This window comes from Undibacterium sp. Ji50W (assembly GCF_049340445.1).
Lineage (GTDB): Bacteria > Pseudomonadota > Gammaproteobacteria > Burkholderiales > Burkholderiaceae_D > Undibacterium.
Map to the genome: position 1 here is coordinate 59,760 of NZ_JBMPOX010000019.1, position 25,869 is coordinate 85,628.

21 protein-coding genes are annotated in these 25,869 nt (G+C 52.6%); 7 read left to right on the plus strand and 14 right to left on the minus strand.

Annotated features, from left to right (window positions below; translation table 11 throughout):
• Position 1 precedes the first annotated feature (1 nt).
• From pssA to ACO0K9_RS21650, 8 genes are all read right to left on the minus strand, one after another.
• Positions 2–1,351, minus strand: a complete 1,350-nt coding sequence (gene pssA, locus ACO0K9_RS21615) for a CDP-diacylglycerol--serine O-phosphatidyltransferase (protein ID WP_422988284.1) — start codon at positions 1,349–1,351, stop codon at positions 2–4.
• A gap of 232 nt (positions 1,352–1,583) precedes the next feature.
• Positions 1,584–2,609: a patatin-like phospholipase family protein gene (locus ACO0K9_RS21620; protein WP_422988287.1), complete on the minus strand. Its 1,026-nt coding sequence runs from the start codon at positions 2,607–2,609 to the stop codon at positions 1,584–1,586.
• A gap of 190 nt (positions 2,610–2,799) precedes the next feature.
• Positions 2,800–3,438, minus strand: coding sequence for a methyltransferase domain-containing protein (locus tag ACO0K9_RS21625; RefSeq protein ID WP_422988289.1), 639 nt, complete (start codon positions 3,436–3,438; stop codon positions 2,800–2,802).
• A 13-nt stretch (positions 3,439–3,451) separates the two neighbouring features.
• The gene (ubiB, locus tag ACO0K9_RS21630) at positions 3,452–5,017 is read right to left on the minus strand and encodes a ubiquinone biosynthesis regulatory protein kinase UbiB (protein WP_422988290.1); all 1,566 of its coding nucleotides are present in this window, start codon (positions 5,015–5,017) and stop codon (positions 3,452–3,454) included.
• Positions 5,014–5,586, minus strand: coding sequence for a ubiquinone biosynthesis accessory factor UbiJ (locus ACO0K9_RS21635; protein ID WP_422988292.1), 573 nt, complete (start codon positions 5,584–5,586; stop codon positions 5,014–5,016). The genes ubiB and ACO0K9_RS21635 overlap by 4 nt, the downstream gene beginning before the upstream one ends.
• A gap of 338 nt (positions 5,587–5,924) precedes the next feature.
• The gene (locus ACO0K9_RS21640) at positions 5,925–6,833 is read right to left on the minus strand and encodes a Tim44 domain-containing protein (RefSeq protein WP_422988294.1); all 909 of its coding nucleotides are present in this window, start codon (positions 6,831–6,833) and stop codon (positions 5,925–5,927) included.
• A gap of 34 nt (positions 6,834–6,867) precedes the next feature.
• Positions 6,868–7,602, minus strand: coding sequence for a bifunctional demethylmenaquinone methyltransferase/2-methoxy-6-polyprenyl-1,4-benzoquinol methylase UbiE (ubiE, locus tag ACO0K9_RS21645; protein WP_422988296.1), 735 nt, complete (start codon positions 7,600–7,602; stop codon positions 6,868–6,870).
• Between the two features lie 155 nt (positions 7,603–7,757).
• Complete coding sequence (locus ACO0K9_RS21650) at positions 7,758–8,699, minus strand: LysR family transcriptional regulator (protein WP_422988298.1); 942 nt, start codon at positions 8,697–8,699, stop codon at positions 7,758–7,760.
• A gap of 106 nt (positions 8,700–8,805) precedes the next feature.
• Between ACO0K9_RS21650 and ACO0K9_RS21655 the strand changes: the two genes are divergently transcribed.
• Entirely contained in the window at positions 8,806–9,840 is a 1,035-nt protein-coding gene (locus ACO0K9_RS21655) for an NADP-dependent oxidoreductase (protein WP_422988300.1), read from the plus strand.
• A 4-nt stretch (positions 9,841–9,844) separates the two neighbouring features.
• Positions 9,845–10,540 (plus strand): hypothetical protein, encoded by a 696-nt coding sequence (locus ACO0K9_RS21660; protein ID WP_422988302.1) that lies wholly within the window; start codon positions 9,845–9,847, stop codon positions 10,538–10,540.
• 653 nt (positions 10,541–11,193) lie between these two features.
• On the opposite strand, the gene ACO0K9_RS21665 is transcribed toward ACO0K9_RS21660, so the two are convergent.
• The 6 genes from ACO0K9_RS21665 to ACO0K9_RS21690 all read right to left on the minus strand — a co-directional run bounded on the left by ACO0K9_RS21665 (position 11,194) and on the right by ACO0K9_RS21690 (position 19,255).
• Positions 11,194–11,613 (minus strand): gamma-butyrobetaine hydroxylase-like domain-containing protein, encoded by a 420-nt coding sequence (locus ACO0K9_RS21665; protein ID WP_422988304.1) that lies wholly within the window; start codon positions 11,611–11,613, stop codon positions 11,194–11,196.
• Positions 11,610–12,038 carry an HIT family protein gene (locus ACO0K9_RS21670; RefSeq protein WP_422988306.1) on the minus strand — a complete coding sequence of 143 codons (429 nt, stop codon included), beginning with the start codon at positions 12,036–12,038 and terminating at the stop codon, positions 11,610–11,612. The genes ACO0K9_RS21665 and ACO0K9_RS21670 overlap by 4 nt, the downstream gene beginning before the upstream one ends.
• The gene (locus ACO0K9_RS21675; protein WP_422988308.1) at positions 12,038–16,012 is read right to left on the minus strand and encodes a DUF3683 domain-containing protein; all 3,975 of its coding nucleotides are present in this window, start codon (positions 16,010–16,012) and stop codon (positions 12,038–12,040) included. Before ACO0K9_RS21675 ends, ACO0K9_RS21670 begins: the two co-directional genes overlap by 1 nt.
• A 365-nt stretch (positions 16,013–16,377) precedes the next feature.
• Positions 16,378–17,679 (minus strand): HAD family hydrolase, encoded by a 1,302-nt coding sequence (locus ACO0K9_RS21680; RefSeq protein WP_422988310.1) that lies wholly within the window; start codon positions 17,677–17,679, stop codon positions 16,378–16,380.
• Between the two features lie 204 nt (positions 17,680–17,883).
• Positions 17,884–18,747 carry a metallophosphoesterase gene (locus ACO0K9_RS21685; protein WP_422988312.1) on the minus strand — a complete coding sequence of 288 codons (864 nt, stop codon included), beginning with the start codon at positions 18,745–18,747 and terminating at the stop codon, positions 17,884–17,886.
• 16 nt (positions 18,748–18,763) lie between these two features.
• Complete coding sequence (locus ACO0K9_RS21690; protein WP_422988314.1) at positions 18,764–19,255, minus strand: YqaA family protein; 492 nt, start codon at positions 19,253–19,255, stop codon at positions 18,764–18,766.
• A gap of 98 nt (positions 19,256–19,353) precedes the next feature.
• On the opposite strand from ACO0K9_RS21690, the gene ilvA reads away from it, so the two are divergent.
• From ilvA to ACO0K9_RS21715, 5 genes are all read left to right on the plus strand, one after another.
• Positions 19,354–20,904, plus strand: coding sequence for a threonine ammonia-lyase, biosynthetic (gene ilvA, locus ACO0K9_RS21695; RefSeq protein ID WP_422988382.1), 1,551 nt, complete (start codon positions 19,354–19,356; stop codon positions 20,902–20,904).
• Between the two features lie 70 nt (positions 20,905–20,974).
• Entirely contained in the window at positions 20,975–21,820 is an 846-nt protein-coding gene (queF, locus tag ACO0K9_RS21700; protein WP_422988316.1) for an NADPH-dependent 7-cyano-7-deazaguanine reductase QueF, read from the plus strand.
• 69 nt (positions 21,821–21,889) lie between these two features.
• Positions 21,890–22,474, plus strand: a complete 585-nt coding sequence (locus tag ACO0K9_RS21705) for a hypothetical protein (protein WP_422988318.1) — start codon at positions 21,890–21,892, stop codon at positions 22,472–22,474.
• 144 nt (positions 22,475–22,618) lie between these two features.
• Positions 22,619–25,285, plus strand: a complete 2,667-nt coding sequence (locus ACO0K9_RS21710) for an EAL domain-containing protein (protein WP_422988320.1) — start codon at positions 22,619–22,621, stop codon at positions 25,283–25,285.
• 103 nt (positions 25,286–25,388) lie between these two features.
• On the plus strand, positions 25,389–25,862 hold the full coding sequence (locus ACO0K9_RS21715) for a PTS sugar transporter subunit IIA (RefSeq protein ID WP_422988322.1): 474 nt from the start codon (positions 25,389–25,391) through the stop codon (positions 25,860–25,862).
• The last annotated feature ends 7 nt before the right edge of the window (positions 25,863–25,869 follow it).

Here is a 25,869-nt window from a genome sequence, read left to right on the forward strand (position 1 = left end):
TTTATAAGACCCGGTATGCCAATCTGTCCAACCGGGTACGACTGAGGCGACTTAGCAATTTACGTACCGGATCGGGATAATCAGTCAATTTTTCCAGCTCGCGATAATGCTGGAGCTGGCTGGTGTTTTCCATGATGCTGTTCAGTTCCTGCTGCCTTTGTGCAAGCAACTGCAATTGCGGATCATGAATCAGCAAGGCATTTTCCAGGTCGAGGCGAAAAGCCCGGGGATTCAGGTTATTGCCTGTCATCAGCGCATAGTGCTGGTCTATCCACAAACCCTTGAGATGGAAGCTATTGTCAGCATCTTTCCACAAATGCAGTTGCAACTGCTGGCTGGCAATTGCAGCCTGATGGGCTTTGGCAAAGCGCCGCAGATTGACTTCATACAAATACGGCAAGGCGGCAATCACATTGAAAGGCTGGTCGGGCGGAATAAAAAAATCATTAGCGGTTTTGTCACCAACAATAATGCTGATACGCACACCACGTTTCAGCGCACGATTGATTTCGCGTGTCACCGTCAACGGGAAATTGAAATACGGGGTGCAGATGGTAATCTGTTGACGGCTGGCTGCCAGCAACTGACATATCACTTTATTCAGGGGATTATTTTTGCCCACACCCACCAGCGGGGTCACACGCAATTGTTGCGCGCCACTTTCGTTGTCGGCCACATGACAGTCATAACGTGCACGTTTCAACTTCTCGCGGAATTGCTTTATTTCACTGCGTATGCTGCGCGTGGCGGGAATCTCTGGCATATCCAGCCTGTGCACTGCGGCTGCCGACAGCAGGTGTTCACGAATAAACTGCACCATGCAGTTGGCCAGGACCTTGTTATGCACCAGCAGATAACGGTCATGCCGGTATTTATCCTGCTTGTGCAAGTAGACATTATTCAGGCTGGCACCGCTGTAAATGACTTCATCGTCGATGACAAAGCCTTTCAGGTGTAAGACGCCGAATAATTCCCTGGTCTGCACCGGGACGCCATACAGCGCCACCGCATAATGATTGGCCTTGCTGATGGTCTGATACCAAGCCGCATTGCCACCACTCTTGCCGGCACCGATCAAGCCTCTTTGCGCCCGGTGCCAGTCAACCAGCACCGCAATATCCAACGACGGCCGGGCGGCCTTGGCCGTGTACAGCGCCTGCAGGATTTCTGCCCCGGCTTCATCATTTTGCAGATACAGGCTGCACAGGTAAATCCTGTGTTTGGCGCTGGCAATTTTGCTCAGCAACTCCTTACGATATTCAACTGCCGTGTGCAGGGTACGCACAGACTCGGGCTGCAAAGGAATGCCCGTCAGATGTGTGAAATCAGAAGCGGATTTTAATATGCGCATGAGTATCCATTGCTGCCAGTGAAAAACCTGATGATGGTATCACTAGTGGACTGTAACAGTGAAAGCGAAAGTGAAGGACATGTGCCCGGCGAGCCAGGGCAAGGCAAGTGTACCGCCATGCACAGCGATAGCGGGACTATCGCGAGTATTTGCAACGCCGCCCAGGTCGGCGCGCGCATGGCAGGCACTTCGCTTTTCACTGTTGCAGTCCACTAGCACCTGTCAACAACAATTAACGGAACAGATGCGCCAGTCTGAAAGTAGAGCCACGCCCCAGTTGTTCAAAGCTTTTTGCCAGCCAGGCTTCAGCACACAGTCGCCCTTCTGCATGCAGGCTATGCAAGAAGGCCGGACTGGCATTCATTTTGCTGTGAGAACTCAACTGGCTCATCAGCTCTGGCGCGGCGATCATGTGCATGTTCAGGTGACGCAAGCGACGCTCCAGCTTGCCCAGGGCCAGCCAGCCACGTTCCGCCTGGCGCTTGGCCAGCATCAGGCCCTGCATCTCGGTATGGAAGGTGGAGCTGAAACCCATTTCTGTCAGTCGCTGCCAGATTTCAGTCGCTGATGTCGGGGTATGTGACTGTGCCTGCGCATGCAGCAATATGACCACAATGTCGCGCGCCATGCTCTGGTGCACCAGGGGAAACAGGGGCGGGTTGGAAGTCAGGCCACCATCCCAATACGCTTCACCGTCAATTTCCACCGCCCTGTGTACCATGGGCAGGCAGGCCGACGCCAACAACACATCCAGGCTCAATTGGCGGTTACGAAACAGTTTCAGGCTGCCGGTGCTGACATGGGTCGTGGCAATGAACAGTTTGATGCCTTCCTGCCTGCGCAGGCCATCAAAATCGATCTGGGCAGCCAGGATGTCACGCAAGGGATTGATATCAAAAGGATTGAGCTGGTAAGGCGAAAAGAAGCGGGTCAGCGCAAACAAATGCTTCATGGCAGCAGGAATATCAGATTGCGCGGCAATATCTGCCGCAAAGCCGTATTCTTCATGAGGAATGCTAAAAGGCGAGCTGTTGGCGACACTTTCCCAGAAAGTTTTCAGGGCCAGCCTGGCACCTTCGCGCCCACCTTGCAGGTAACCATGCGCCAGTACCACGGCATTCATGGCCCCGGCGCTGGCACCGCTGATGGCTTCTATGCTGATGCGTTCATCTTCCAGCAGGCGGTCGAGTACACCCCAGGTCAATGCACCATGCGAGCCGCCCCCCTGCAATGCCAGTGAAACCAGTTTCTTTGTCAAAGCAGCTCCCGTCAAGGTCGTCACATAGAGCAAGATTAACACAGCGAATTGACTATACTATGACGGATGAAGTGATTACCGGCAAGTTTTAAGAACCTGATTACGATCTTAAGCGCGGGCGCAACCGTAGTCCACGCGGGGCTCATGCGCTGCGTTTTTTGTTGCCCTGACTCCCGCTGACGCACGTTCGCTACAGATCGTAAGCAGGTTCAGGCCGTCGACACCAGACTTGCCAGCGTTCCTTGCCTTCAAAAACAGCAATCGAATCACCGACTGCACTGTCTTGCAGCAATTCAAAAAACGGCTCCATCAAACGGTGAAAATCATGACTGTTGATACTGAAAGGCGGGCCTTTGGTCAATGCATCTGATGCATCCACTGCATCGTCATGAAAGAAATACCCCGCCAGCAAGGCCCCTGCAGGCAATAGAGTGGCCCAGCGCCTGACGATATCGGGCCGCATTTCTCGTGGCAAGGCGCAAAAGAAAGCACGTTCATAAATCAGATCCAGTGGCTGCGCTGGCATGTAGCGAAAAAAGTCGGCTTCAATGACATGCTTGCCCCAAGCACCTATCGCGGCTTTGGCGCTTTGCACCGCCGCCGGGGAAAAATCGATGGCCGTCACATCCCATCCAGCCTGGGCCAGGTAAGCCGCTTCATACGCATTGCCACAGCCAGGGATCAGGGTATGCAGGGCTTGTGGTGCCGCCTGCACGAATGCCTGCAGGGTAGCCGGTACATTGCCCTTGTCCCATGGTGTGAAATTCTTTGCAAAGCGCTCATCCCAGAAATCCGGATTACGCGGGTCGCGGGTCAGAAATGCAGGCATGCCAAGAAACGACTCAGTAAAAAAAATGGAAATGCAGTAACAGTAGAGCCACGATGATGCCAGAAAACAGGCAGGCACCAAAATACACGAGAATACGCAACATACGGTTGGTACGTCGCTGTTCGCTCAACAGTGCCATCAGCATGTCGTCACTGCGGGAAGGCTCACCGGCACGCACCAGGGCCTGATGCGCAAGGCGTGGCAACTGCGGGAAGATATGGCTGTAACGCGGTGCTTCTGCCTTCAGCTTGTCCAGCAGACCACGCCAGCCTATCTGCTCGCTCATCCAGCGTTCCAGGTAGGCTTTGGCGGTTTTCCACAGATCCAGGTCCGGGTCCAGTTGACGCCCCAGCCCCTCGATATTCAGCAAGGTTTTTTGCAGCAGCACCAGTTGCGGCTGCACTTCAACATTGAAACGGCGCGAAGTCTGGAACAGGCGCAGCAAGACCTGGCCAAAAGAAATATCTTTCAAAGGCCGGTCAAAAATCGGTTCACAACAGGCGCGTACCGCCGCTTCGAGTTCATCAACGCGGGTTTCCTTGGGTGCCCAGCCGGATTCGATATGTGCTTCAGCCACCCGCTTGTAATCACGACGGAAGAAAGCCAGGAAGTTTTGCGACAGATAATCCTTGTCGAAATCATTCAGCGTGCCGACGATACCAAAGTCGAGCGCAATATAACGACCCAGCGTCGCTGGTGCAGTCGATACCAGGATATTACCGGGATGCATATCGGCATGGAAGAAACCATCGCGAAACACCTGGGTAAAGAAAATGGTCACACCATCGCGCGACAGCTTTTGCAAGTCAACGCCCGCTTCGCGCAGCTTGTCCAGTTGCGAGATCGGTATGCCTTGCATGCGTTCCATCACGATGACTGAAGACGAACAATAGTCCCAGTACATTTCTGGCACCAGCAGTAAATCCGAATCAGCAAAGTTGCGACGCAACTGGCTGCCATTGGCGGCTTCACGCATGAGATCAAGCTCGTCATGCAGGTATTTATCAAACTCGGCCACGACTTCTTTGGCCTTGAGTCGACGACCATCAGCCCACAGGGCTTCCAGCCAGCCGGCAGCAATCTGCATCAGGGCGACGTCATCATCGATGGCTTCTTTCATGCCGGGGCGCAGTACCTTGACAGCGACTTCGCGGCCATCTTTCAGTGTGGCGAAATGCACCTGGGCGATGGATGCCGACGCCACCGGCACGCGTTCAAAACTGGCAAACAACTGATCAGGATGTGAGCCCAGAGATTTCTTGATTTGTGCAATCGCCAGGTCCGGGTCAAATGAAGGTACGCGGTCTTGCAGGCGCGCCAGTTCATCGGCAATATCTGGCGGCATCAGGTCGCGCCGGGTAGACAGCACCTGGCCAAATTTGACGAAGATCGGGCCTAGTTCTTCCAGCGCTTTGCGCAAGCGCTCACCGCGTGGCGCTGACAGGTCGCGCCAAAACAGCAGGAGGTCAATAAAACGAGCAGTACGTGGAACGGCCAGGCCGGAAATCGCAATTTCATCGATGCCATATTTGATGGCAATACGAATAATCTTTGCCAGTCTGAGAAACTTCAATATCATCCGCGCATCCTTTCCAGTTTTTCGATGCGCTTGATCAGACGCTCGACATCATCCCGCGTCTTGCTGACTTCGGTACTCATGCCCTGCACGGCCACAGGTCTGACCAGCATGGGGTTTTCTTCCAAAAAATATTCGGCCAGGTTTTCCTGGATTTTCTGATGGGTTTCCAGTGCGGTCTGATGGATGGCTTTGGCCAAGCCAACCATACGCACGGCAGCGATATCGCCAAACAACTTGCTCAGGTCTTCTTCTGCTTCCCAGCGCAAATTCTGGCTCAGGCTGGAAATGGTATTGGCAAACTCGGCATCGCCTTCTATGCGTACATAGGAAAATGCGCGCTCGCGGTTTTGCGCGATCAGTGGCAAATCGCTGAGTTTGATATGGATGGTGACCTGGGGTATGGCATCAGCCGCGGCAGTTTCCAGCAAGCCATCGGCACCGACTTTCAGGCGCACCTGCATGGTCTGCAAGTCGATGCAGGCAATATGGCCGGCATGAGGCAGAAGCTTATTCCTGGCCCAGCTTTCCTGTGCCAGCAAATGATTGATAAAAGGAGCGATGGGGATCATGTTCAAATCAGGGCTGTCGCAAAATAATCCTGGCAATGGCGTTGCTTAAGCTTACAAATGAGCTTACAAATGGGTTGCCAACTAAGCTGCCAATGAAAAAGCCGTCCAGCAAATGCGGACGGCTTCCAGTTTAACAGCTTATCGCAGCGAGCATGGCTGCGCAGCATCAAACTTGTTGGAACGTATTTACGATCTGTAGCGAGCGAGCATCAGCGGGGTAAGGGTAACAAAAGCGTAGCGCAAAAAGCGGAATGTACTCTAGTACATGAGCATTTTGAGCAGCACATGAGCCCCGCGTCGACTTCGATTGCGCGCGCAGTAAGATCGTAAACAGGTTCTTACATCTGTTGAATACCAGCGAGTACCCAACCACCCTGGCCATTGACTGGTTTGGACAGATTCCATACTTCCGTGAAGGCTTCTGCCGGCGCGCTTTGAGATTCCTTGATCATGCCGGTGAACTTGATACTGGCCAGATGATCGGCGCCAACGGTTTCCACGCCCAGCAAGTCTGCATTCAGGGTCACAACATCAGTCACATTGGCAGATGCGCCACGTTCCTGTATCTGCAATTTCAGTTCGGCATACATTTCTGCCGTTGTGAATTCACGCAAGTCATTGATGTCTGCCTTGTCCCATGCGGCTTGCAAACGGATGAAATAGCCTTTGGCATTGCGCAAGAAGCCAGGTACGTCAAAATCGGCAGGCACAGTCCAGTTGGCATTCGTATCTGCAGCAGAAGCCGCATTACCCTGGAAGGCCATAGGCTCCTGGCGTGAACCAATTTCCGGCGTGCTGGATGGCATACCTGCATAGGCAGGCTGATTAAAACCTGGTGCCGCGCCCCCGGCATTCTTGTTACGGAACAAGCGGATCACGAAGAAAATCGCAAAACCGATCAAGGCAAAAGTCAACAAACTACCCAGCATGCTGGCGACCGCGCCACCCAGGCCAAAATGCGACAAGGCTGCGCCCAGCAAGGCACCACCGATGAGGCCGCCGACGATGCCCTTCCATGGGGAAGATGGCTTAGGCGGGATAGCCGCAGACGGTGCTGCTGCAGGAGCAGCCGGTTTTGCCTGGTTAAAATTATTGGTATTCGCTGGCGGTGTGGTTGCCTGACGCGAAACATTATTCGACTGACGCCCGATAGAACCGCCGCCACCCAGGCGTTTGGCTTCTGCGTCAGAGACGGTCATTGCCATCGTACTGGCGACGACCAGCATTGCGATCAGAAACTTTTTCATCATTCGACTCCTGTTGTTTCAAGTTTTATTTGCATCAAAGTTTGATACCGGTGTGTAATGCGGCCACACCTGCCGTCAAATTAAAGTACTGCACTCTGTCCAGTCCTGCCGTTTCCATCATCGTTTTCAGGGTTTCCTGATCCGGATGCATGCGTATCGATTCAGCCAGATACTTATAACTTTCGGCATCGCCGGCAATCTTTTGCCCCATCCACGGCAAGACTTTGAAAGAATACAGGTCATACGGTTTTTGCAAGATTTCCGGTACCTTGGAAAACTCCAGCACCAGCAACTTGCCACCCGGCTTCAGTACACGCTGCATTTCTGCCAGTGCCTGGTCCTTGTGGGTCATATTGCGCAAACCGAATGCCACGGTCACTCTGTCAAAGTAATTGTCCTGAAAAGGCAATTTCTCTGCGTCGCATAACAAGGTGGGGGTGATCTGGCCCTTATTCAAGAGACGGTCACGCCCTACCCTCAGCATGGATTCATTGATGTCGGTATGCCAAACCTCACCGGTCTTGCCAGCCTGACGCACGAATTCCTTGGTCAGGTCACCTGTACCACCGGCGATGTCCAGCACCCTGAAGCCGGGGCGCACGCCCGCCTGGGCCACAGTGAATATTTTCCATACCCGGTGCAGGCCAGCCGACATCATGTCATTCATGACATCGTATTTGGCCGCAACCGAATGAAAAACTTCGGCAACTTTATGGACTTTCTGGTCTTCTTCTACGGTGCTATAACCAAAATGGGTGGTATTGCTCATTTTCTTAGCCTTATCTTTACCAAAACGGCAGGTTCGTCAAATTTCACCCTCACTGTACGGGAATTTTGCCCCGTCCCTGCCAAATTTGCTATGTAACGGATTGTAGCCTATTCGTGGCTCAGTTCCCTGCCTAATTCCCTGCATCAGAGACAAAATCAGGTGACGTCAGCATGCACGGCCAGAGCACTGGCTAATTCAGTTTGCCATCGCGCTGCATTTTTTGCATCCCATACCAGGTGCACTTCTTCGCTGCATTGAAAGCTGCAGTCACTGACTTCCAATCTGCGCAATCCTGCATCTGTCAGGGCAAAATCCGGCAGATAGGCGAGCGCCCGCCCCGACTTCACCATGGACAACAATAATTGCAAATCGTCTATCCAGTAGCGTATTTTGCGTGGTAACTGATCATCCCGCCAGCCGTCTGACAAATTACCACGTTGCTTGCCGCAAAATAATGAGCGAGAAGGACTGACAAAATCGTACTCCAATGCTTGCTGGCTACTTATCAGCAAGCTGGCATCACTGCCATCCACACCTGGCACGGCAAGTGCCCCGGTCACAAGTGGATGTTGCAGCCCCGCCAGCAATTGCAAATGCAAGGCCCCCAAAGAAGTACTGACCCAGTTTGCCGACCAATAACCACCACGCCCATGCAACACCTCACTGGTTACCAGCGCATTGTTTACGTCGCCTCGCTCCAGGGCAGCCAGGGCCTCATCTTCGTACATGCTGGTCAGATGTATTTCTGCTTCCGGATAAGCCGCCATAGCCTGTCTGACCTGTTCTGCATGACGCCACAGCAAGATGGCTGGCCCGGCCACGCGACAACTGAGACTGGCTTGCTCACCACTGACATCTGCCTTGGCCTGATCCGCCAGCGCCAGCATATTGCGGGCAAATTCCAGCATGCGCTGGCCGCTGGTGTTCAGGCTGAGTTGCTTGGCAGAACGATCAAACAACACCGTATCCAAATCCCCTTCCAGTCGGCGCAAGGCCTTGGACACTGCGGATGGTGTCAGATGCAATTCCTGCGCAGCGACCCCCAGCGAAGGCTGCCTTGCCACACAGGCGAAGATTTTCAGGTCCGTCAGGTTCATGACCAGTTACATTTCCAATTTGGACATTAAATGTGAATATATATTGCTTTACTGGACATTTTATCAGGTCTAGCATAAGCCTACTCTCTTCCATTCTGCCTCCATCATGCCTATTCCTGAAAACCTGCTTCACCAGCAATGGATATACACCCGCCATCCAACTGGCATCGTCAGCGATGGACACTATGCATTACGCAGCCAGCCTCTGGATACTGCACTGGACCGCGATGAAGTATTGATCGCCGCCCGCTATATCAGCGTCGATCCGTATATGCGCATCAACCAGTCTGCCAAACCTACCTATAATCCCGATCCGCATCCCTTAAATACCGTACAGACTGCTGGCGTAGTCGGCCAGGTACTGGCATCGAATGCAGTCAGCCTCAAGGAAGGTGACTGGGTATTTGGCATGACAGGCTGGCAAAGTCACGCACGCGTACATGTCAGCGCTCTGACAAAAATCGACCCGGCTATCGCCCCCGTCAGTACCGCCCTGGGCGTACTTGGCATGCCCGGCCGCACCGCCTGGTTTGGCCTGACCGAAGCTGGCAAACCACACGCAGGTGAAGTTGTTGTGGTGTCCGGTGCCGCCGGTGCAGTTGGCTCACTGGTCGTGCAATTCGCCAGGCGCCATGGTGCCAAAGTATTGGGTATCGCCGGTGGCGCAGAAAAATGTGCATGGCTGACAGACAAGCTTGGGGCAGACTGGGCGCTTGATTACAAAGCCTTTGCCAATGACGAAGCACTGAGTAAGGAAATATTACGCCTCACCGGTGGCGTCGATGTGTATTTTGATAATGTCGGTGGTATGGTCACCGATGCCATCATCCCCATCATCAAACGCCGCGCCCGCATCATCATCTGCGGTCAGATCAGCCAATACAACGGTGGCCTTGATATTCCAGAAATGGGACCACGTTTGCTGCATCACATGCTATATCAGCGTGCCACCATACAAGGCATACTGGCACGTGACTACCTGCACCGCATGGACGAAATGCTGGCCATCGTCGCGCCCTGGGTCAAGGCCGGCGAACTGGTGTTTGAAGAAACCATCATCGATGGTTTTGCACAATTGCCGAATGCCCTGAATTCACTGTTCACAGGCGAACATCGTGGCAAATTACTGGTGAAGGTGTAAGCATATGAAACGTTTATTATCCCTTGTCATCCTCAGCTTCTGCTTCATCTTCAGTGCCCACGCAGAAAGCAAACATGGCCCCACCTGGGGCGTCCACGGCATGCTCTTGTTTGGCAATAGCGAAGGCATGTATGTCTCGCACCTGCCAATGTTCCACGCACCGCATGATTACCAGGTCGTCTTGCAGATACGCTGCCTCGATCAAAAACTCGATACCGTCATCAAATCAAGGCTGGAACAAAAGCTGGTCTTGTGGACGATGGAACCGGAGCAATTCGAGATCGCCAGACTGGCCACAGGCAGCAAAATGCCTTTGAAACAATTCAAGGCAAACATCGTACTCGGCCATTTTGAACAGGGCGGAAAAGTCGAATACAAGAACGTGCCAGTGGAAGTAGAAAAGACCCTGATCTTCCGCCAGCTCTCGCCACAAATGCGCGACAACAAACAAGCCATCTATCATCAGGTAGGTAGTGGCAAGCAACGCTTTCTGTTGAAGGAGATCGATAGTCGACCTGACTTTGATCACGTGCTGGCGATCAGTGTGCCTGCGGCTGCGGCAATGTCGGACGTGGTGATGAAGAAGACAGGATTGCAGGCTGCGACTGATGCTGAGTTTTTGCAGGTCTTGCAGGGTAAGGTGGATAAACGCGCTGGAGTGAAGGGAACGATTTATCTTGATAAGGCGGATTTGGAGTAGACGGACAAGCTGGACACGCGTCACCCACCAGTGCACATATTAGCGTCGGTTTTGAAGTTGGGGTTGCTTTTGAAGTTGCGGTTGCAGTTGCTTTTGAAGTGGCGGTTGCTTTTGACTTTCCGCAGTTCCCATGTGTCGATGCCTTTGCTGCAAGGCAGAAAATGGAAAAAGAAAGGCCGATGTTTGAGCCGCAGGCGAGTTTTCGGACTTTCCCATTTTTTGACTTGCAGCAAAGGGAACCCCCTTTAGGGGGCAGCGACGCCTGGGTCGCCTTTTTGGCATACCTTTTTGGCGAAGCAAAAAGGTATGTAGCCGCCGGTCTACCACCGGCCTGCAATCTTAAATAACGTACGCGGGTAATTAAAAAACGAACTCGGAATTTCGATTCGTTTTTTTGAATGCGTTTATCGAAGACTGAATGTCGGGCTGATGAAGCGTAGCCTAGCGAGGCCCGGCCCGACCTACAAGCTATGGTGCGCATGGCGCACCCTACAAAATTTAGCCACGACGCAAAGCTTTACGATATGTCACGAATGCCGCTGGAGAGCCAGCCCGGTAGATTCCCACCTGCGCAGGAATGACGTTAACATGGGTAAGACTTATCAAAAGATCGCAGCGCTGACCTAAATTTAAGGTCTGAGATCAACGCACACTCAATGCTTCGTACCACAATTTCCAGCACCCTTCGCCTGCATAGGTGCATCCCGCCCCGTTTCCCCGGCATGCCCGGCCGCCTGCAATCTTTCCAGATAATCCTGCCACAACTGTGCCTGATTCTCCCCCAGCCAATACAAATAATCCCAGGAGAAAATGCCTGAACTATGCTGATCAGAAAAGATGGGCTTGATCGCGTAATTACCAACCGGCTCTATGCCCACCACACCCACATCCCGCTTGCCAGTCTGTAGGGTTTCTTGCCCTTGCCCATGGCCACGTACTTCTGCCGAAGGCGAATACACACGCAGTAATTCAAAGGTCAAAGAAAATTCCTTGCCATCGTCAAAAGACACTTCAAGCACACGCGATAGCGTACGTGCATTCAGTGCCGTCGGCTGTGGTTTGCCTATGCTCATGATTTGAAACTGGAAATAATGGTTTGCCTTAATTGTGGCAACAAATTGCGGCGCGCATCCAATGCAGACTGATCCGGCGTATCGCTACGCGCTGCAGCCCAGATGGGATTAGGGAAATGTGCGTCATCGGTGTAACGCGGAATCAGATGCCAGTGCAGATGCGGCACCATATTACCCAGGCTGGCCACATTCATCTTGTGCGGCTGCATGACTTCACGCAGGGCAGCCTCCACCTTCCAGACTGCCTGCATGAAAATATTTCTGTCTGCCGCAGGCAAATCAGTCATTTCTTTTACATGCGCATTCCAGATGACACGGCAAAAGCCAGGGTAGTTAATATCATCCACCAGGATGACGCGTAACTGGTCTGTGCTGACGATGATATCGCCAGCGCTGGCATCACATAATTCACAAGTCACCGACATTACACCAGCACCCTTTCTATACCACCGTTATTGGCTTTGGCGACATACTCCGGCATCCAGTTTGGTCCCAGGATATGCTTGGCCATTTCGACGACGATGTAGTCTGCGGTCGTATCAGAATCTTCATCATAGCGCGTCAAGCCTTGCAGACAGGCCGGGCAGGATGTCAGGATTTTGACGTCACCGGTAAAGCCATCGGCACGCAGTTTATCAGCACCCTTGTTCATCTCTTCTTCTTTACGGAAGCGTATCTGGGTAGAGATATCAGGACGTGACACCGCCAAAGTACCGGCCTCACCACAGCAACGATCATTCTTTTCGATTTTTACATCATCGACTGTGGTGATCAGTGCGTTGACTGTTTTTAAGGGGTCCTGCAATTTCATCGGCGTATGACAAGGGTCGTGGTACATATAACGCGTACCACTCACCGCCGCCAGCTTGACATTTTTTTCCAGCAAATATTCGTGAATATCAATGATACGACTGCCAGGGAATATCTTGTCGAATTCATAGCCCTGTATCTGGTCATAACAGGTGCCGCAAGACACCACCACGGTTTTGATATCCAGATAATTCAGGGTATTCGCCATGCGATGGAACAGCACGCGATTATCGGTAATCATTTTCTCGGCCTTGTCGAACTGGCCGGCGCTGCGTTGCGGATAACCGCAGCACAGGTAACCCGGCGGCAGCACGGTTTGTACGCCGACATTCCACAGCATCGCCTGAGTTGCCAGGCCGACCTGCGAAAACAGTCTTTCCGAACCGCAACCGGGGAAGTAGAACACGGCTTCGGTATCTGCCGTCGTCGTCTGCGGATTGCGGATGATGGGCACCATCTTGTCATCTTCAATGTCCAGCAAGGCACGCGCGGTCTTCTTGGGCAGATTGCCTGGCATTTTTTTGTTGATGAAATGGATTACCTGCTCGCGTATGGCTGGCTTGCCCAGGCTGGCTGGAGGTGCCTTGGTTTGCTTTTTGGCGAACTTTTTGAATACCGTATTGCCCAGGCGTTGTGCCGTCACACCCCAGCCAAAAATCACCTGGCGCGCCGCCTTGATGGTGGCGGGGTCTTTGGCATTCAAAAAGAACATGGCTGACGCCGTGCCAGGGTTGAAGGATTTCTTGTCCATCTTGCGCAAGAGATTGCGCATGTTCATCGACACATCACCAAAGTCGATGTCGACCGGGCATGGGGTCACACATTTATGGCAGACCGTACAATGGTCAGCCACGTCCTCGAATTCTTCCCAATGCTTGATCGAGATACCGCGACGAGTCTGCTCTTCATACAAAAAGGCTTCAACCAGCAGCGAGGTTGCCAAAATCTTGTTACGTGGCGAATACAGCAAATTGGCGCGTGGTACATGGGTCGCGCAGACCGGTTTGCATTTGCCACAACGCAGGCAATCCTTGACGCTATTCGCGATCGCACCAATATCGCTTTGCTGCATGATCAGGGATTCATGCCCCATCAGGCCGAACGAAGGTGTGTAGGCATTGCGCAGGTCGGCAGCAAATTCGGGCAGGTTCAACAGCTTGCCCTTGTTGAAGCGGCCTTCAGGGTCGATGCGTAATTTGTACGAACGGAAATCCTTGATTTCATCTTCGGTCAGGAATTCCAGCTTGGTGATGCCTATGCCATGCTCGCCAGAGATGACGCCATTCAGCGACCGTGCCAGCACCATGATACGGGCGACGGCATGATGCGCCACCTGCAGCATTTCATAATCGTCAGAATTGACCGGCAAATTGGTGTGCACATTGCCATCGCCCGCATGCATGTGCAGGGCGACAAAGACGCGGCTACGCAAGACTTTTTTATGCAGGGCCACGCATTCATCAAGTATCAGCTTGAAGGCACCACCATTGAAAATCTGACGCAATTGCGCGCGGATTTCTGTCTTCCACGATACCCTGACTGTCCTGTCCTGGACGATGGAAAACACCGTCGCATCGGGCTGACTCTTCAGTCTTTCATCGAACACAAATTCCAGTTTATCCAGACCCAGGGTCAGCAACTCTGCTTTCGCTGCACTCAGTGGTTTGTCCAGATTATTCAGCAAATACGTCCAGCGTGCTTCTGCTTCCTGCAACAAGACGTCGGCCTGATTGACACGGTCTTCCAGCAATTCTGATGCGGGGATATCGTCCCCAGCCGCATCTTCGCTCTTGCCCAGCGGTAGATTGCGCCTGGCGAAGAAAGCCTTCAAAGCAGCCAGCAAGGCCAGCTTGTTTTGTATCGATAATTCGATATTGATGCGCTCTATACCATCGGTGTATTCACCCATGCGGTTAAGCGGTATCACCACGTCTTCATTGATCTTGAAGGCATTGGTGTGTTTGGAAATCGCCGCCGTCTTGGCGCGGTCCAGCCAGAATTTCTTGCGAGCTTCCGGGCTGACGGCCACAAAACCTTCGCCGACGCGGGTATTGGCAATGCGTATGACTTCAGACGCAGCTTGTGCCACGGCATTTTCATCATCACCAACAATGTCACCAAACAGAGCCATCTTGGGCAAGACACCGCGCTTGGATTTTGTCGTATAACCGACTGCACGCAGATAACGCTCATCCAGATGTTCCAGTCCTGCCAGGATGGCACCACCCTTTTTGGTTTCACTGTCGAGATAATCCTTGATTTCAACAATGCTGGGTATGGCATCACGTGCCTGGCCAAAAAATTCCAGGCAGACAGTGCGGGTAAATTTCGGCATCTTGTGCAAGATCCAGCGTGCCGACGTGATCAGGCCATCACAACCTTCTTTTTGCACCCCTGGCAAACCCGCGAGGAATTTGTCAGTCACATCCTTGCCCAAACCTTCTTTACGGAATACACGGCCCTTGATATCCAGTTGCTCCGTCTTGAACGGCTGTTTCTCGCCCGGATGTGTCCATTCCAGCTTGAACTTGGCCATTTCCACATCATGGATTTTGCCGAGGTTATGCTCAAGACGGGTGACTTCCAGCCAATCACCATTCGGGTCAACCATGCGCCACGAAGCCAGGTTATCCAGCGCCGTGCCCCACAATACAGCTTTCTTGCCACCGGCATTCATGGCGACGTTGCCGCCTATGCAGGAAGCTTCGGCAGAAGTGGGATCAACGGCAAATACAAAGCCGGCTTTTTCAGCTGCATCCGACACACGTTTGGTCACCACACCGGCACCAGAATAGATAACCGCATAATCGCGGTCAACACCTGGCAGGCGTGTCATTTCCACGGCACCGAGTTGTTCCAGCTTTTCGGTATTGATGACAGCCGACAGAGGCGTCAGCGGTATCGCACCGCCGGTGTAACCCGTGCCACCGCCACGCGGGATGATGGTCAGGCCCAGCTCGATGCAACTTTTGACCAGCCCAGCCATTTCATCTTCGGTATCTGGCGTCAGAACCACGAAGGGATACTCGACACGCCAGTCAGTCGCGTCGGTGACATGTGATACCCGGCTCAGGCCATCGAACTTGATATTGTCTTTTGCGGTAAAACGCGCCAGCAACTTGCTGGCTTTCTTGCGCAAATCATAGGTATCACGAAATTCCTTGGAAAATGCAGCAACCGCCTTGCGTGCGCCCTGCACCAGCGTCTCTACGCTATTACTGCGTTCGGTATCGTCATCAGTGGCTGTGCTCAGGCGGCGTTTTTCCACCTCGGCCAGCCGGTGATTCAAGGCATCAATCAAATCCTGCCGACGCTTGGGGTTATCCAGCATATCGTCTTGCAGATAAGGGTTACGGCGTACTACCCAGATATCCCCCAGCACTTCATACAGCATGCGCGCAGATCGCCCGGTCTGACGTTTGCCGCGCAATTGATCGAGCAAGCGCCATGCATCTTCACCCAACAGGCGGATGACGATTTCGCGGTCAGAAAACGAGGTGTAGTTATAAGGAATTTCCCGCACGCGGGTAGGAGTGGCACCTTGGGGCGTGTCAGCAAGCAGGGCCTGGATTTGGGCTGGAGCGTTCATCAGTGGCGTGGTTGGACGGATTTTTAAACATCCATTCTAACTTATTGCGATGCACCACGCTCCAACAGCCTTGAAGTTTATACGGTAATGCATGGTAGCTCTGGCAATTTTCCAAATGGAATTTGGCAAAAGCTGTCATAAATGACGCAAAAACGGCTATCTTTGCAAATTCATCACAATTAAGACCATGCAAAAAAGCAGTGGGCAAATTTGCTCTACATCAGTAGTCGTATTTTACACCTGCCTGCAAATGGGCTCTGATCGTTTTTTATTCACGTTCATCCTGGCATCAGAACCCGGTGCACTGCGCAGAAAGCACGATGGCCCCCTGCGGTATGAATCAACAATTAGCGCCATCAATCCAATCAACCCAGCAATGCAGGCGCAGTCTTGCCGTATTTCAGCGTAGTTTCCATCGGCAACCAGTTACCCGTCGATTCCTGGCGGCCTTGTAGCAAAAAGCGCGGATGTGCTTCTTTGACTGCGTCAGCAGCAGCCTTGGACAATTCACCAATCTTGCCTTTTTTCAGGCGGTTCACGACCAGGCCGATTTCTGTTTCTGTGAAATCGCGCAGCATGTCGTAATCACCATCGCTGTCGCCAGCAACGAATACCGGGCCATAGCCTTTTTGGGCGACCAGTTCACGCTTGATGACAACAGATTTTCCGGGCCCCCAGTTCAAAGGCCAGTCTTTGCGGTAAGCATTTTTGTAGACATCGCCGTTTTGTTCCAGGCGTAAGCCCAGCACGTTTTCACGTTTGACATGGTAGCCATATTTAGGATTGGTGGCAAAGACAGCGACCACGTCTTCCAGCGAAGCGGTGCTGACATACACGTCGAAACCGTTTTGACGGAAACTGTCCATCAGTGTCGCCACTTCTGTACACAGGCGTATGCCGTGGAAGTGTGCGGTCGTGACGACACCGGCGACGCCAGACAGGGATGCCGGGCTGCTGTATTTGGTCTTGGTCAGACTCATGCCCAGGTTGGCATCATTGGACGCTTCTGCCAGTGCGCTGACTTCGGTGACTGTCATGTTGGCGAAAAAGTAGATCACCCATGGGTAACCAACATTCACACCATGCGTGTCATTGACAGCTTCATACAGGAGATAGAGTTTGGCGCGAAAATCCTGGAACTGTGCAGTTTCAGAGATTTCTTCCAGGCTGCGGCTACCGGCCATGCCTTTGTAATTGCCGTGCAGGTAAGCGTAATCGCTGTCGAGATCGGTACAGATGCTTTCCAGGTCCAGTTGCTTGCCTGCGGCATTTTTGTAGTCAGCAGTGAAATTACCTGCAGGTACATTTTGACGAATGATGGCAGAAAATTCTGCAGGTGTCAGTTTGAACGCCAGGTGGTTGATCTGGTACATCAGCAACGCTTCTTCGCAGTCATTCATGATGCTGGTGTTATCCCAGTCAAAAACAGCATAAGGCTTGCGCTTGGCCGAATAGCTCTTGCTGGCGCTGCCATGACGGGCAATCAGCGACGCCAGTAGTTCACGGTTGCGTGGCGACCATTTTGCGGCATCCAGATATACAGAGGCGGCTGTTGCGGCTGGCTTTGCCAGTGCTGGCGCGGCCAGGGTGGCAGTTGCTGCTGTGGCCACCAGACCATGCAAAAATCCGCGACGTGCAGGCTGGTTTGCTGATTTGCTATCTTGCATTTTGATTTCCTCGTAATGCACATGCCAAGGGCAAGTGTCTTGACTATTTTCAAGTACGCTAAAAAAAGCACATTTTTGATGTCAGGCAAGAATGATAGTCAAGGATTATGACAAGCCTGTAAAACGGCAGAATTATTTTGAAAAAAACTATTCCGTACAAGACCGGTCATTGATTGCAAGATTTGATGTACGTTGATGTACGTATTACCGTGCCAAACGGTCATGAGTGGAATACAAATGGCATAAATGCACTTCTGAAGGGGCAAACAAACGCACTGGCAAATCACTCATGCCTATGCCACGGCTCGTAAGCAACAGGCGCTGCCCGGGCAAGGCAAACAAACCCTGGGCAAAGTGGCGTTCGCCCGAGCCTGGCGGCAAGATCAGTGGTTTGCCAGCGGGCGTGGCAATCTGTCCGCCATGGGTATGGCCACAAAAGGCGATGGCAAAATCATGTTGACCCATATGCTTGAGACCCAGAGGTGAATGCATGAGCAACAGGCGCACAGCCTCTGCCCCGGTAAAAGTCTGCCCTGCATCCGGCACGCCAACCCCAGGTTCATCCATGCCACAAATGGAAACATCTGCAAAAGGGGCAGGTAAACGCCTGTTTTGATTGACTAAGACCTCAATACCAACATCCTGCAGACAATTGGCGATATGCGCGTCATCCAGCCACAGATCATGATTGCCCATGACGGCAAACTTGGGGGTAGACGGATTAAGCAAGCTCAGCGGCCCAAGCAAATGCCGCATATGCCTGGCATGCAGGGATACATAGTCGCCACCGAACAGGATGACATCCGGTTCAAAAGCTGCAATGGCGGCAAATGCCTGTTCCAGCAAACGCACGTCAGTCAACGGGCCTGCATGCAAATCTGAAATAAAAGCCAGTTTACATGTGAAACCCTGTGCCACGGGCAGGTAAAAATCACGTCTGTCCACATGTAAAGCGCCCTGCAACTTCAGGGCATAGGCGATGCGTGCAGCCCAGTTTTCCTGATAGAACGCGGCTTCCAGTTTTTCGCCCGTACGTCGCCACCACGTGTAATATTTACCCCGTCCCATATGCCTGCTACACCAATCAAACTATGTAATTGGCAATGCTGCGCCAGAAACCGTCAGGTAGTTTCAGCAATAGCCAGGTAATGAGTATGTAACGTAGGCACTTGCCTATCGCCATATACATGACACTGGACCAGAAGGGCATTTTCAGCCAGCCTGCCAGGGTGCAGATGGGGTCACCAATGCCGGGCAGCCAGGCCAGTAGCATGGTTTTTGGGCCAAAATGCTGTAACCAGCGGTACCAGTAGCTTTCTCTTTCCTTGTCAAAGGCCTGCTTGGCGGCAAAGCCCATGCCATAGTCAACCATGCCCCCCAGAGTATTACCCACGGATGCCACCACGATCACCAGCCAGAAAATATCTGGATTGGCTTTGATGACGGCAAAAACCGCCGGTTCCGACCCCAGGGGCAGTAAAGTCGCCGAGATAAAACTGATCAGGAAAACCGAAGTCAGACCAATTTCAGGCTGGGCCAGAACGCTCAATAACCAGTGTATGCCTGCTTCTATCATTGCGTTTTGCTATGTCTGTAAAAGGCATCCATTATAATGGCGCCGGTAATTTCAATTACATAAGCAGTAAATTAGACTTAGTTCAGTCATTTTTAACCATAAATAAGACATCCATGAGCACCGATTATCTGAAAAAGATCCTGACAGCGCGCGTCTATGACGTCGCATTTGAAACCCCGCTGGAACTCGCATCCAGTCTGTCGGCACGCATGGATAACCGAATTTACTTCAAGCGCGAAGACATGCAGAGCGTGTTCAGCTTCAAGTTGCGTGGTGCTTATAACAAGATTGCCCATCTTACCCCGGCACAATTGAAGCGTGGTGTCATCTGTGCCTCGGCCGGCAACCATGCGCAGGGCGTGGCCCTGAGCGCCAGCAAAAAAGGATGCAAGGCGGTCATCGTCATGCCGACCACGACACCCCCCGTAAAAATCGACGCCGTACGCACCCATGGTGGTGACCTGGTTGAAATCGTCCTGTTCGGTGATTCTTATACAGATGCCTACGGCCATGCGCTGGAACTGGAGAAAAAACGCAAACTGACCTTCGTTCACCCTTTTGATGATCCGGATGTGATTGCCGGCCAGGGCACGGTGGGCATGGAGATTTTGCGCCAGCATTCCGAACCCATTCACGCGATTTTCGTTGCCATCGGCGGCGGTGGCCTGATCGCCGGTGTGGCAGCGTATGTCAAGGCGGTGCGCCCCGACATCAAGATCATCGGCGTGCAGACCACGGATTCTGATGCCATGGCACGCAGCCTGAAAGCCGGCAAGCGCGTCACACTGGCCGATGTGGGCCTGTTTTCTGACGGCACAGCCGTCAAGCTGGTGGGTGAAGAAACCTTCCGCCTGGCAAAAATGTATGTGGATGAAGTGATTACGGTCGATACAGATGCCGTCTGCGCTGCCATCAAGGACGTGTTCCAGGATACCCGCAGCATACTGGAACCCGCTGGTGCGCTGGCCGTGGCTGGTTGCAAAGCATATATAGAACGCGCCAAGGCTGACAAGAAGCCGCTGAAGAACGAAGCCATGATCACCATCGCCTGCGGTGCCAACATGAATTTTGACCGTCTGCGCTTTGTCGCCGAACGTGCCGAAGTCGGTGAAGCACGCGAAGCCGTGTTTGCCGTTACCATCCCGGAAGAACGCGGCAGCTTCCGCCGTTTCTGTGAACTGGTGGGTGCACGCAATGTGACGGAATTCAATTACCGCATCAGCGATGAAAAAGCCGCCCATATTTTTGTCGGCATACAAGTACACGACAAGCTGGAATCTGGCAAAATTGCCAAGAATTTTGCCAAGCACGACTTCCCTGCACTGGACCTGACCCATGATGAATTGGCAAAACTGCATATTCGTCACCTGGTAGGCGGTAAGAGCAGCCTGGCGAAAGATGAATTGCTGTACCGCTTTGAATTCCCTGAACGTCCGGGTGCCCTGATGCGCTTTTTGAACAGCATGGCACCGAACTGGAACATCAGTTTGTTCCACTATCGTAACCACGGTGCCGATTACGGCAGAACTTTAGTCGGTTTACAAGTTCCAAAGAAGGAAATGAAAGCTTTCCGTGAATTTTTGGCAACATTAGGTTACCGTTACTGGGATGAAAGCAAGAATCCCGTTTATCAATTATTTTTGGGCTGATGTGGTCTGAGTTGATCTGAGCCAGCCTGAATTAGCCTGAATAAGCACTAGCAACAACGAGCAAGACAATATGACAGATTCCGTACCAAACACGCCCGAACATTCTTCGCTGGGCAAGCCCGCGACTTACAAGTCCGAGTATGATGCCAGCCTGCTCTTCCCGATTTCCCGCAGCGGAAAAAGAGAAGAAATCGGGCTGACCGGCAGTCTGCCGTTTTTTGGTGTGGATATCTGGAATGCCTATGAAGTGTCATGGCTGAACCTGCGCGGCAAACCACAGGTGGCCATTGCGGCCGTCACGGTGCCGGCTGATTCACCCAACATCATCGAGTCCAAGTCGTTCAAGCTGTACCTGAATTCTTTCAACCAGACTCGCCTGGCAGGTAGCGACGCACTGGTCAGCCTGTTGCAGGCCGATTTGTCCGCCGGCTTTGGCGCAGCAGTACAAGTCAGGCTGACGACCCCGGATCAGTTCGAAAAACTGGCCATGCATGAAATGCAGGGGCAGTTGCTGGACAGGCTGGATATAGAAGTCGATAGCTATACCCCGAACCCGGCACTGCTGACAGCCAATTTTGACGAAGCGCCGGTAGAAGAAACCCTGATTTCCCATCTGCTGAAATCCAACTGCCTGGTCACCGGCCAGCCGGATTGGGGTAGCATACAAATCCATTATGTCGGTTCACAAATCAATCAGGAAAAACTATTGCAATACCTGATAGGCTTTCGCGACCACAACGAATTCCACGAGCAGTGTGTAGAACGCATCTTTGTCGACATCCTGCGCCAATGCAAACCACAGAAGCTGTCTGTCTATGCGCGCTATACGCGACGCGGCGGACTGGATATCAACCCCTGGCGCAGCAATTTCAGCTCTGGCCAGGGCCCGGACAATCGTCGCAATGCGCGCCAATAAGTCAGCTACCGGCCATTGTTTTGCCTAGCTGGTGCGTATTTTTATTTATTACCATTTCAATATCTATTTATGCTGAAGTTCAACAATTTTTCTCTGCGCGCCGCGCTTTGCGTTTCCAGTCTCTTGGCCTGCCTGTCGTCGCAGGCACAAACCAGCAGCCAGGATGACATGGGCTGGTGGGATAGCTCCAAAGCCAAGGTCAACAAAATCCTGGAGGAAGGCGACCTGCAACTGATGGTGGCCGGTTACACCCACCATGGCCGTAACACCTATACCGCCGCCAGAATCGCCGAATTGAATGAGCGCACCTGGGGCATGGGCTTTTCCAAGGCCATGCGCGACAAAGATGACAACGAAGAATTCCTGTACGGCATGGCCATTTCAGATTCCCATTTCCGCCCCCAACTGATGGCGGGCTATACTTATCAATGGATGAAACCACTGGGTGAGAAAGTCGAGATCGGCGGTGGTGCGACCGGTGTGCTGATCAGCCGTACCGATTACTTTGGCGGCTTCCCCTTCCCTGCGATCCTGCCGGTGGCATCCATAGGCACCCGCAGCAGCAAGCTGATGGCGACTTACGTGCCGCGTTTTTCCAAAAACAAGGGCAATGGTGACGTTCTTTTCTTATTTGCGCGATTCGACCTGAATTGAGCACCAACTTAGAACCTGTTTACGATCTTAAAAGCATCAAAACGTCTTATTTGATATATTTTTAATATGCTAGCTAATTGCCATCATTGTCCTAGACTGTTGCTTGATGTAAAGTAGTCAGACTTATTACTTACTAAGATTATCGTGATATCACCGATACCGTTTTCCACTAGTAGCATGCGCGAGCATATCGTCAGCGATGACTGGCATATGGCATTGCTGGAAAATAATCCGGATGCGATGTATGTCTTGATAGACGATAATCTGGTGTACGCCAATCCCGCCGGTACAGAACTGATGCGTGCAGCAGACCAGCAGCAATTGATAGGTTTAAAACCGGAAGCCTTCCTGCATGGCCAGCACCATGAAGGTGCCAGGACCATATTGCAAAAACTGCGGAAAGAAGGCGCGCAAAGCAAGCATGTCTGCCAATGCATACGGCTGGATGGGCAGTTACTGGACATAGAAGTACGCGGTACCCAGTTCAGCTTCAACAAGCAGACCGCCATCCTGCTGACTGCGCGTGAAATCAATACCCGTCACGGCAACTCAGTCACCAACTTGCCGGTGACGGATCAGATGCGCCCTAAATCCAGCCGCGTGCATGAAGCCCTGCATCACGAGAAAGAAATTCTCGAGATGATCGCTCTCGACAAACCACTGGCCGATATTCTGGAAGATGTCTGTGACCGCATGGAAAGGCTGATCGACAACGGTGCCCTGTGTGCGATCACCCTGTTTGACAGCAGCAGCCAGCAATTGACATTGGGGGCTGGCCCCTCACTGCCGGACGGCTATACCGCTTTGTTGAATTACCTGCCAGTCAATACCAGTTCAGGTTCAGCCTCGGCGGCGATTTTTTATCAGCGTACCACCATCGTCCAGGACATCGCCGTCAGCCCCTTGTGGAAAAACCTGCGAGAACCAGCACTGCGCCACGGCTTGCGCTCTTGCTGGTCGCTGCCGATCACCACCGCGTTCAACAGCCTGCTCGGTACCATCGATGTCTATCACAAGACGGTGCATAGCCCGAATGACGACGAGCGCGCCATGATCATGGATGCCTGCGACCTCATCGGTCTGGCCATCGATAAAAAGAATATGGAACAAAGCCTGGAGGAAAGCGAAGAACGCTATCGCTCCGTGGTCACCAATCTCAGTGAAGGCATCATGGTGATAGGCCCGACCGGCCATATCCTGACCTGCAATCCTAGCGCCCAGCGCATCCTGAAGATAGACGACATCAGCACCGTAGGCCGGCGCCATCGTTATTTCAAGAATATCCTGGGTGACGAAGGCCAGTCGATACGCATGGGTGATGACCCGGCGTCCCAGGTATTCCGTAGCAGGACCCCTATTCTGAACCTGTCCATGGGGGTGGAATTGCGCGATGGATCGGTCGTCTGGTTATTGGTCAATGTACTGCCGATCAACAAGAAAAGCAGCGCCTCAGTGTCGGCTGTGCTGATTTCGTTTACCGACACCACCGAAGTCCGCGAAACACAAAAGCAATTGAATTTCATGGCGTCCTTTGACGCCCTGACAGGTTTGCCAAACCGGCACCAGTTGAACCAGCGCCTGGTCAAGGCTCTGTCGACAGCCAAGCGCACGCAACACCGGCTGGCCCTGCTGTTCCTGGACCTGGACCGCTTCAAGAACGTCAACGACACCGCCGGCCATGCGGCCGGCGATACCCTGTTGCGCGACGTGTCGTCACGCCTGGGTTCATGCATACGCAGCACGGATATGCTGGCCCGTCTTGGCGGTGATGAATTCGTCATCGTGGCAGAAGCCTTTGAAGATGCCTCGCAACTCAAGGACCTGGCCGAACGCGTACTGGCCCGCATGCGTGATCCTTTCGTCATTGAAGGCAATGAATACCATCTGGGTACCTCGATCGGCATCGCCGTCTATCCGCATGACGGCGAAGATGGTCCGACGCTGATGCGCTGTGCCGATTCGGCCATGTACCATGCGAAAGACTCCGGACGTAACAACTACCAGTTCTTTACCACCGAACTGAATGTCCGTGCGCAGCACCGCTATGCCCTGGAAACCAATCTGCGCCGTGCGCTGACAGAAAATGAATTCCTGGTGTATTACCAGCCCAAGATTTCCCTCAGTACGTCACGCATAGTCGGTGCGGAAGCCCTGATACGCTGGCAAATGCCGGGGATGGGCCTGGTTCCACCGAATGAATTTATCCCCATCTCGGAAGAAATCGGCTTGATCCTGCCACTGGGTCGCTGGATATTGCGCCAGGCCTGCCTGCAAACCCAGTTATGGCGGCAGCAGTATTTGCCCGATCTGGTCATCAGCGTGAATATCTCACCCAAGCAATTCCAGGACCCTGGCCTGCCCAAATACATAGAGCAGGTGTTGCAGGAAGTCGGCTTGCCGGCTACCGCCCTGCAACTGGAAATTACTGAAGGTTTACTGATGGGGGATGTCGACCTGTTGCTACCGGTCTTTGATGCCATCAAAAAGCTGGGCATCAGTATTTCGCTGGACGATTTCGGCACAGGTTTTTCTTCTTTATCCTATTTGCAACGTTTCCCTATCGATAACCTGAAGATAGACCGCTCCTTCATTCGTGAAATCCCGCACAACCAGGATTCCGTCATCCTTACCCATGCCATTATCGCCATGGCGAATGCGCTGGGCATGAGTGTCACAGCGGAAGGTGTGGAAAAAGCAGACCAGATGTTCTTCCTGGCTGACTCTGGTTGCCACGAAATGCAGGGCTTTTATTTCAGTCAACCTTTGCCTGTAGATAAATTCGAAAAATTACTAGGTGACAATGTTCGTTAAAAGTGTTCACCAAGTTTTACGCATAGCAGTCAAAAGAAGCCTATAATTTGTCAAAACCCAACTTTGTGCACTGCACCATTCCGCTGTAAACTGATCTTGCACCATGACGAATATTGCAAAAATCCTGCCTCTCAACAACGTACTTCTGGATCTGGAAGTCTCCAGCAAAAAAAGAGCATTTGAACAGGCCGGGCTGTTATTCGAAAATAATTGCAGCATAGCGCGCTCCGTTGTTTCCGATAACCTGTTTGCCCGTGAACGCCTGGGCTCTACCGGACTGGGGCATGGCGTAGCGATTCCGCATGGCCGCATCAAGGGCCTGAAGGCCCCGATTGCGGCGCTGGTCAGGCTGAAAGAAGCCATCCCGTTTGAGTCACCCGACAGCCAGCCCGTCAGCCTGCTGATTTTCCTGTTGATGCCTGACAATGTCACCCAGCAGCATCTTGAGATTTTGTCAGAAGTGGCAGAAATGCTGTCCAATGAAAGTTTCCGTGATACGCTCAATACGGAAGTCAATGCTGGCGCCATTTACGACAGAATCATGGCATGGCGACCTGATTTGCCTGAAACACCCTGATTTCACC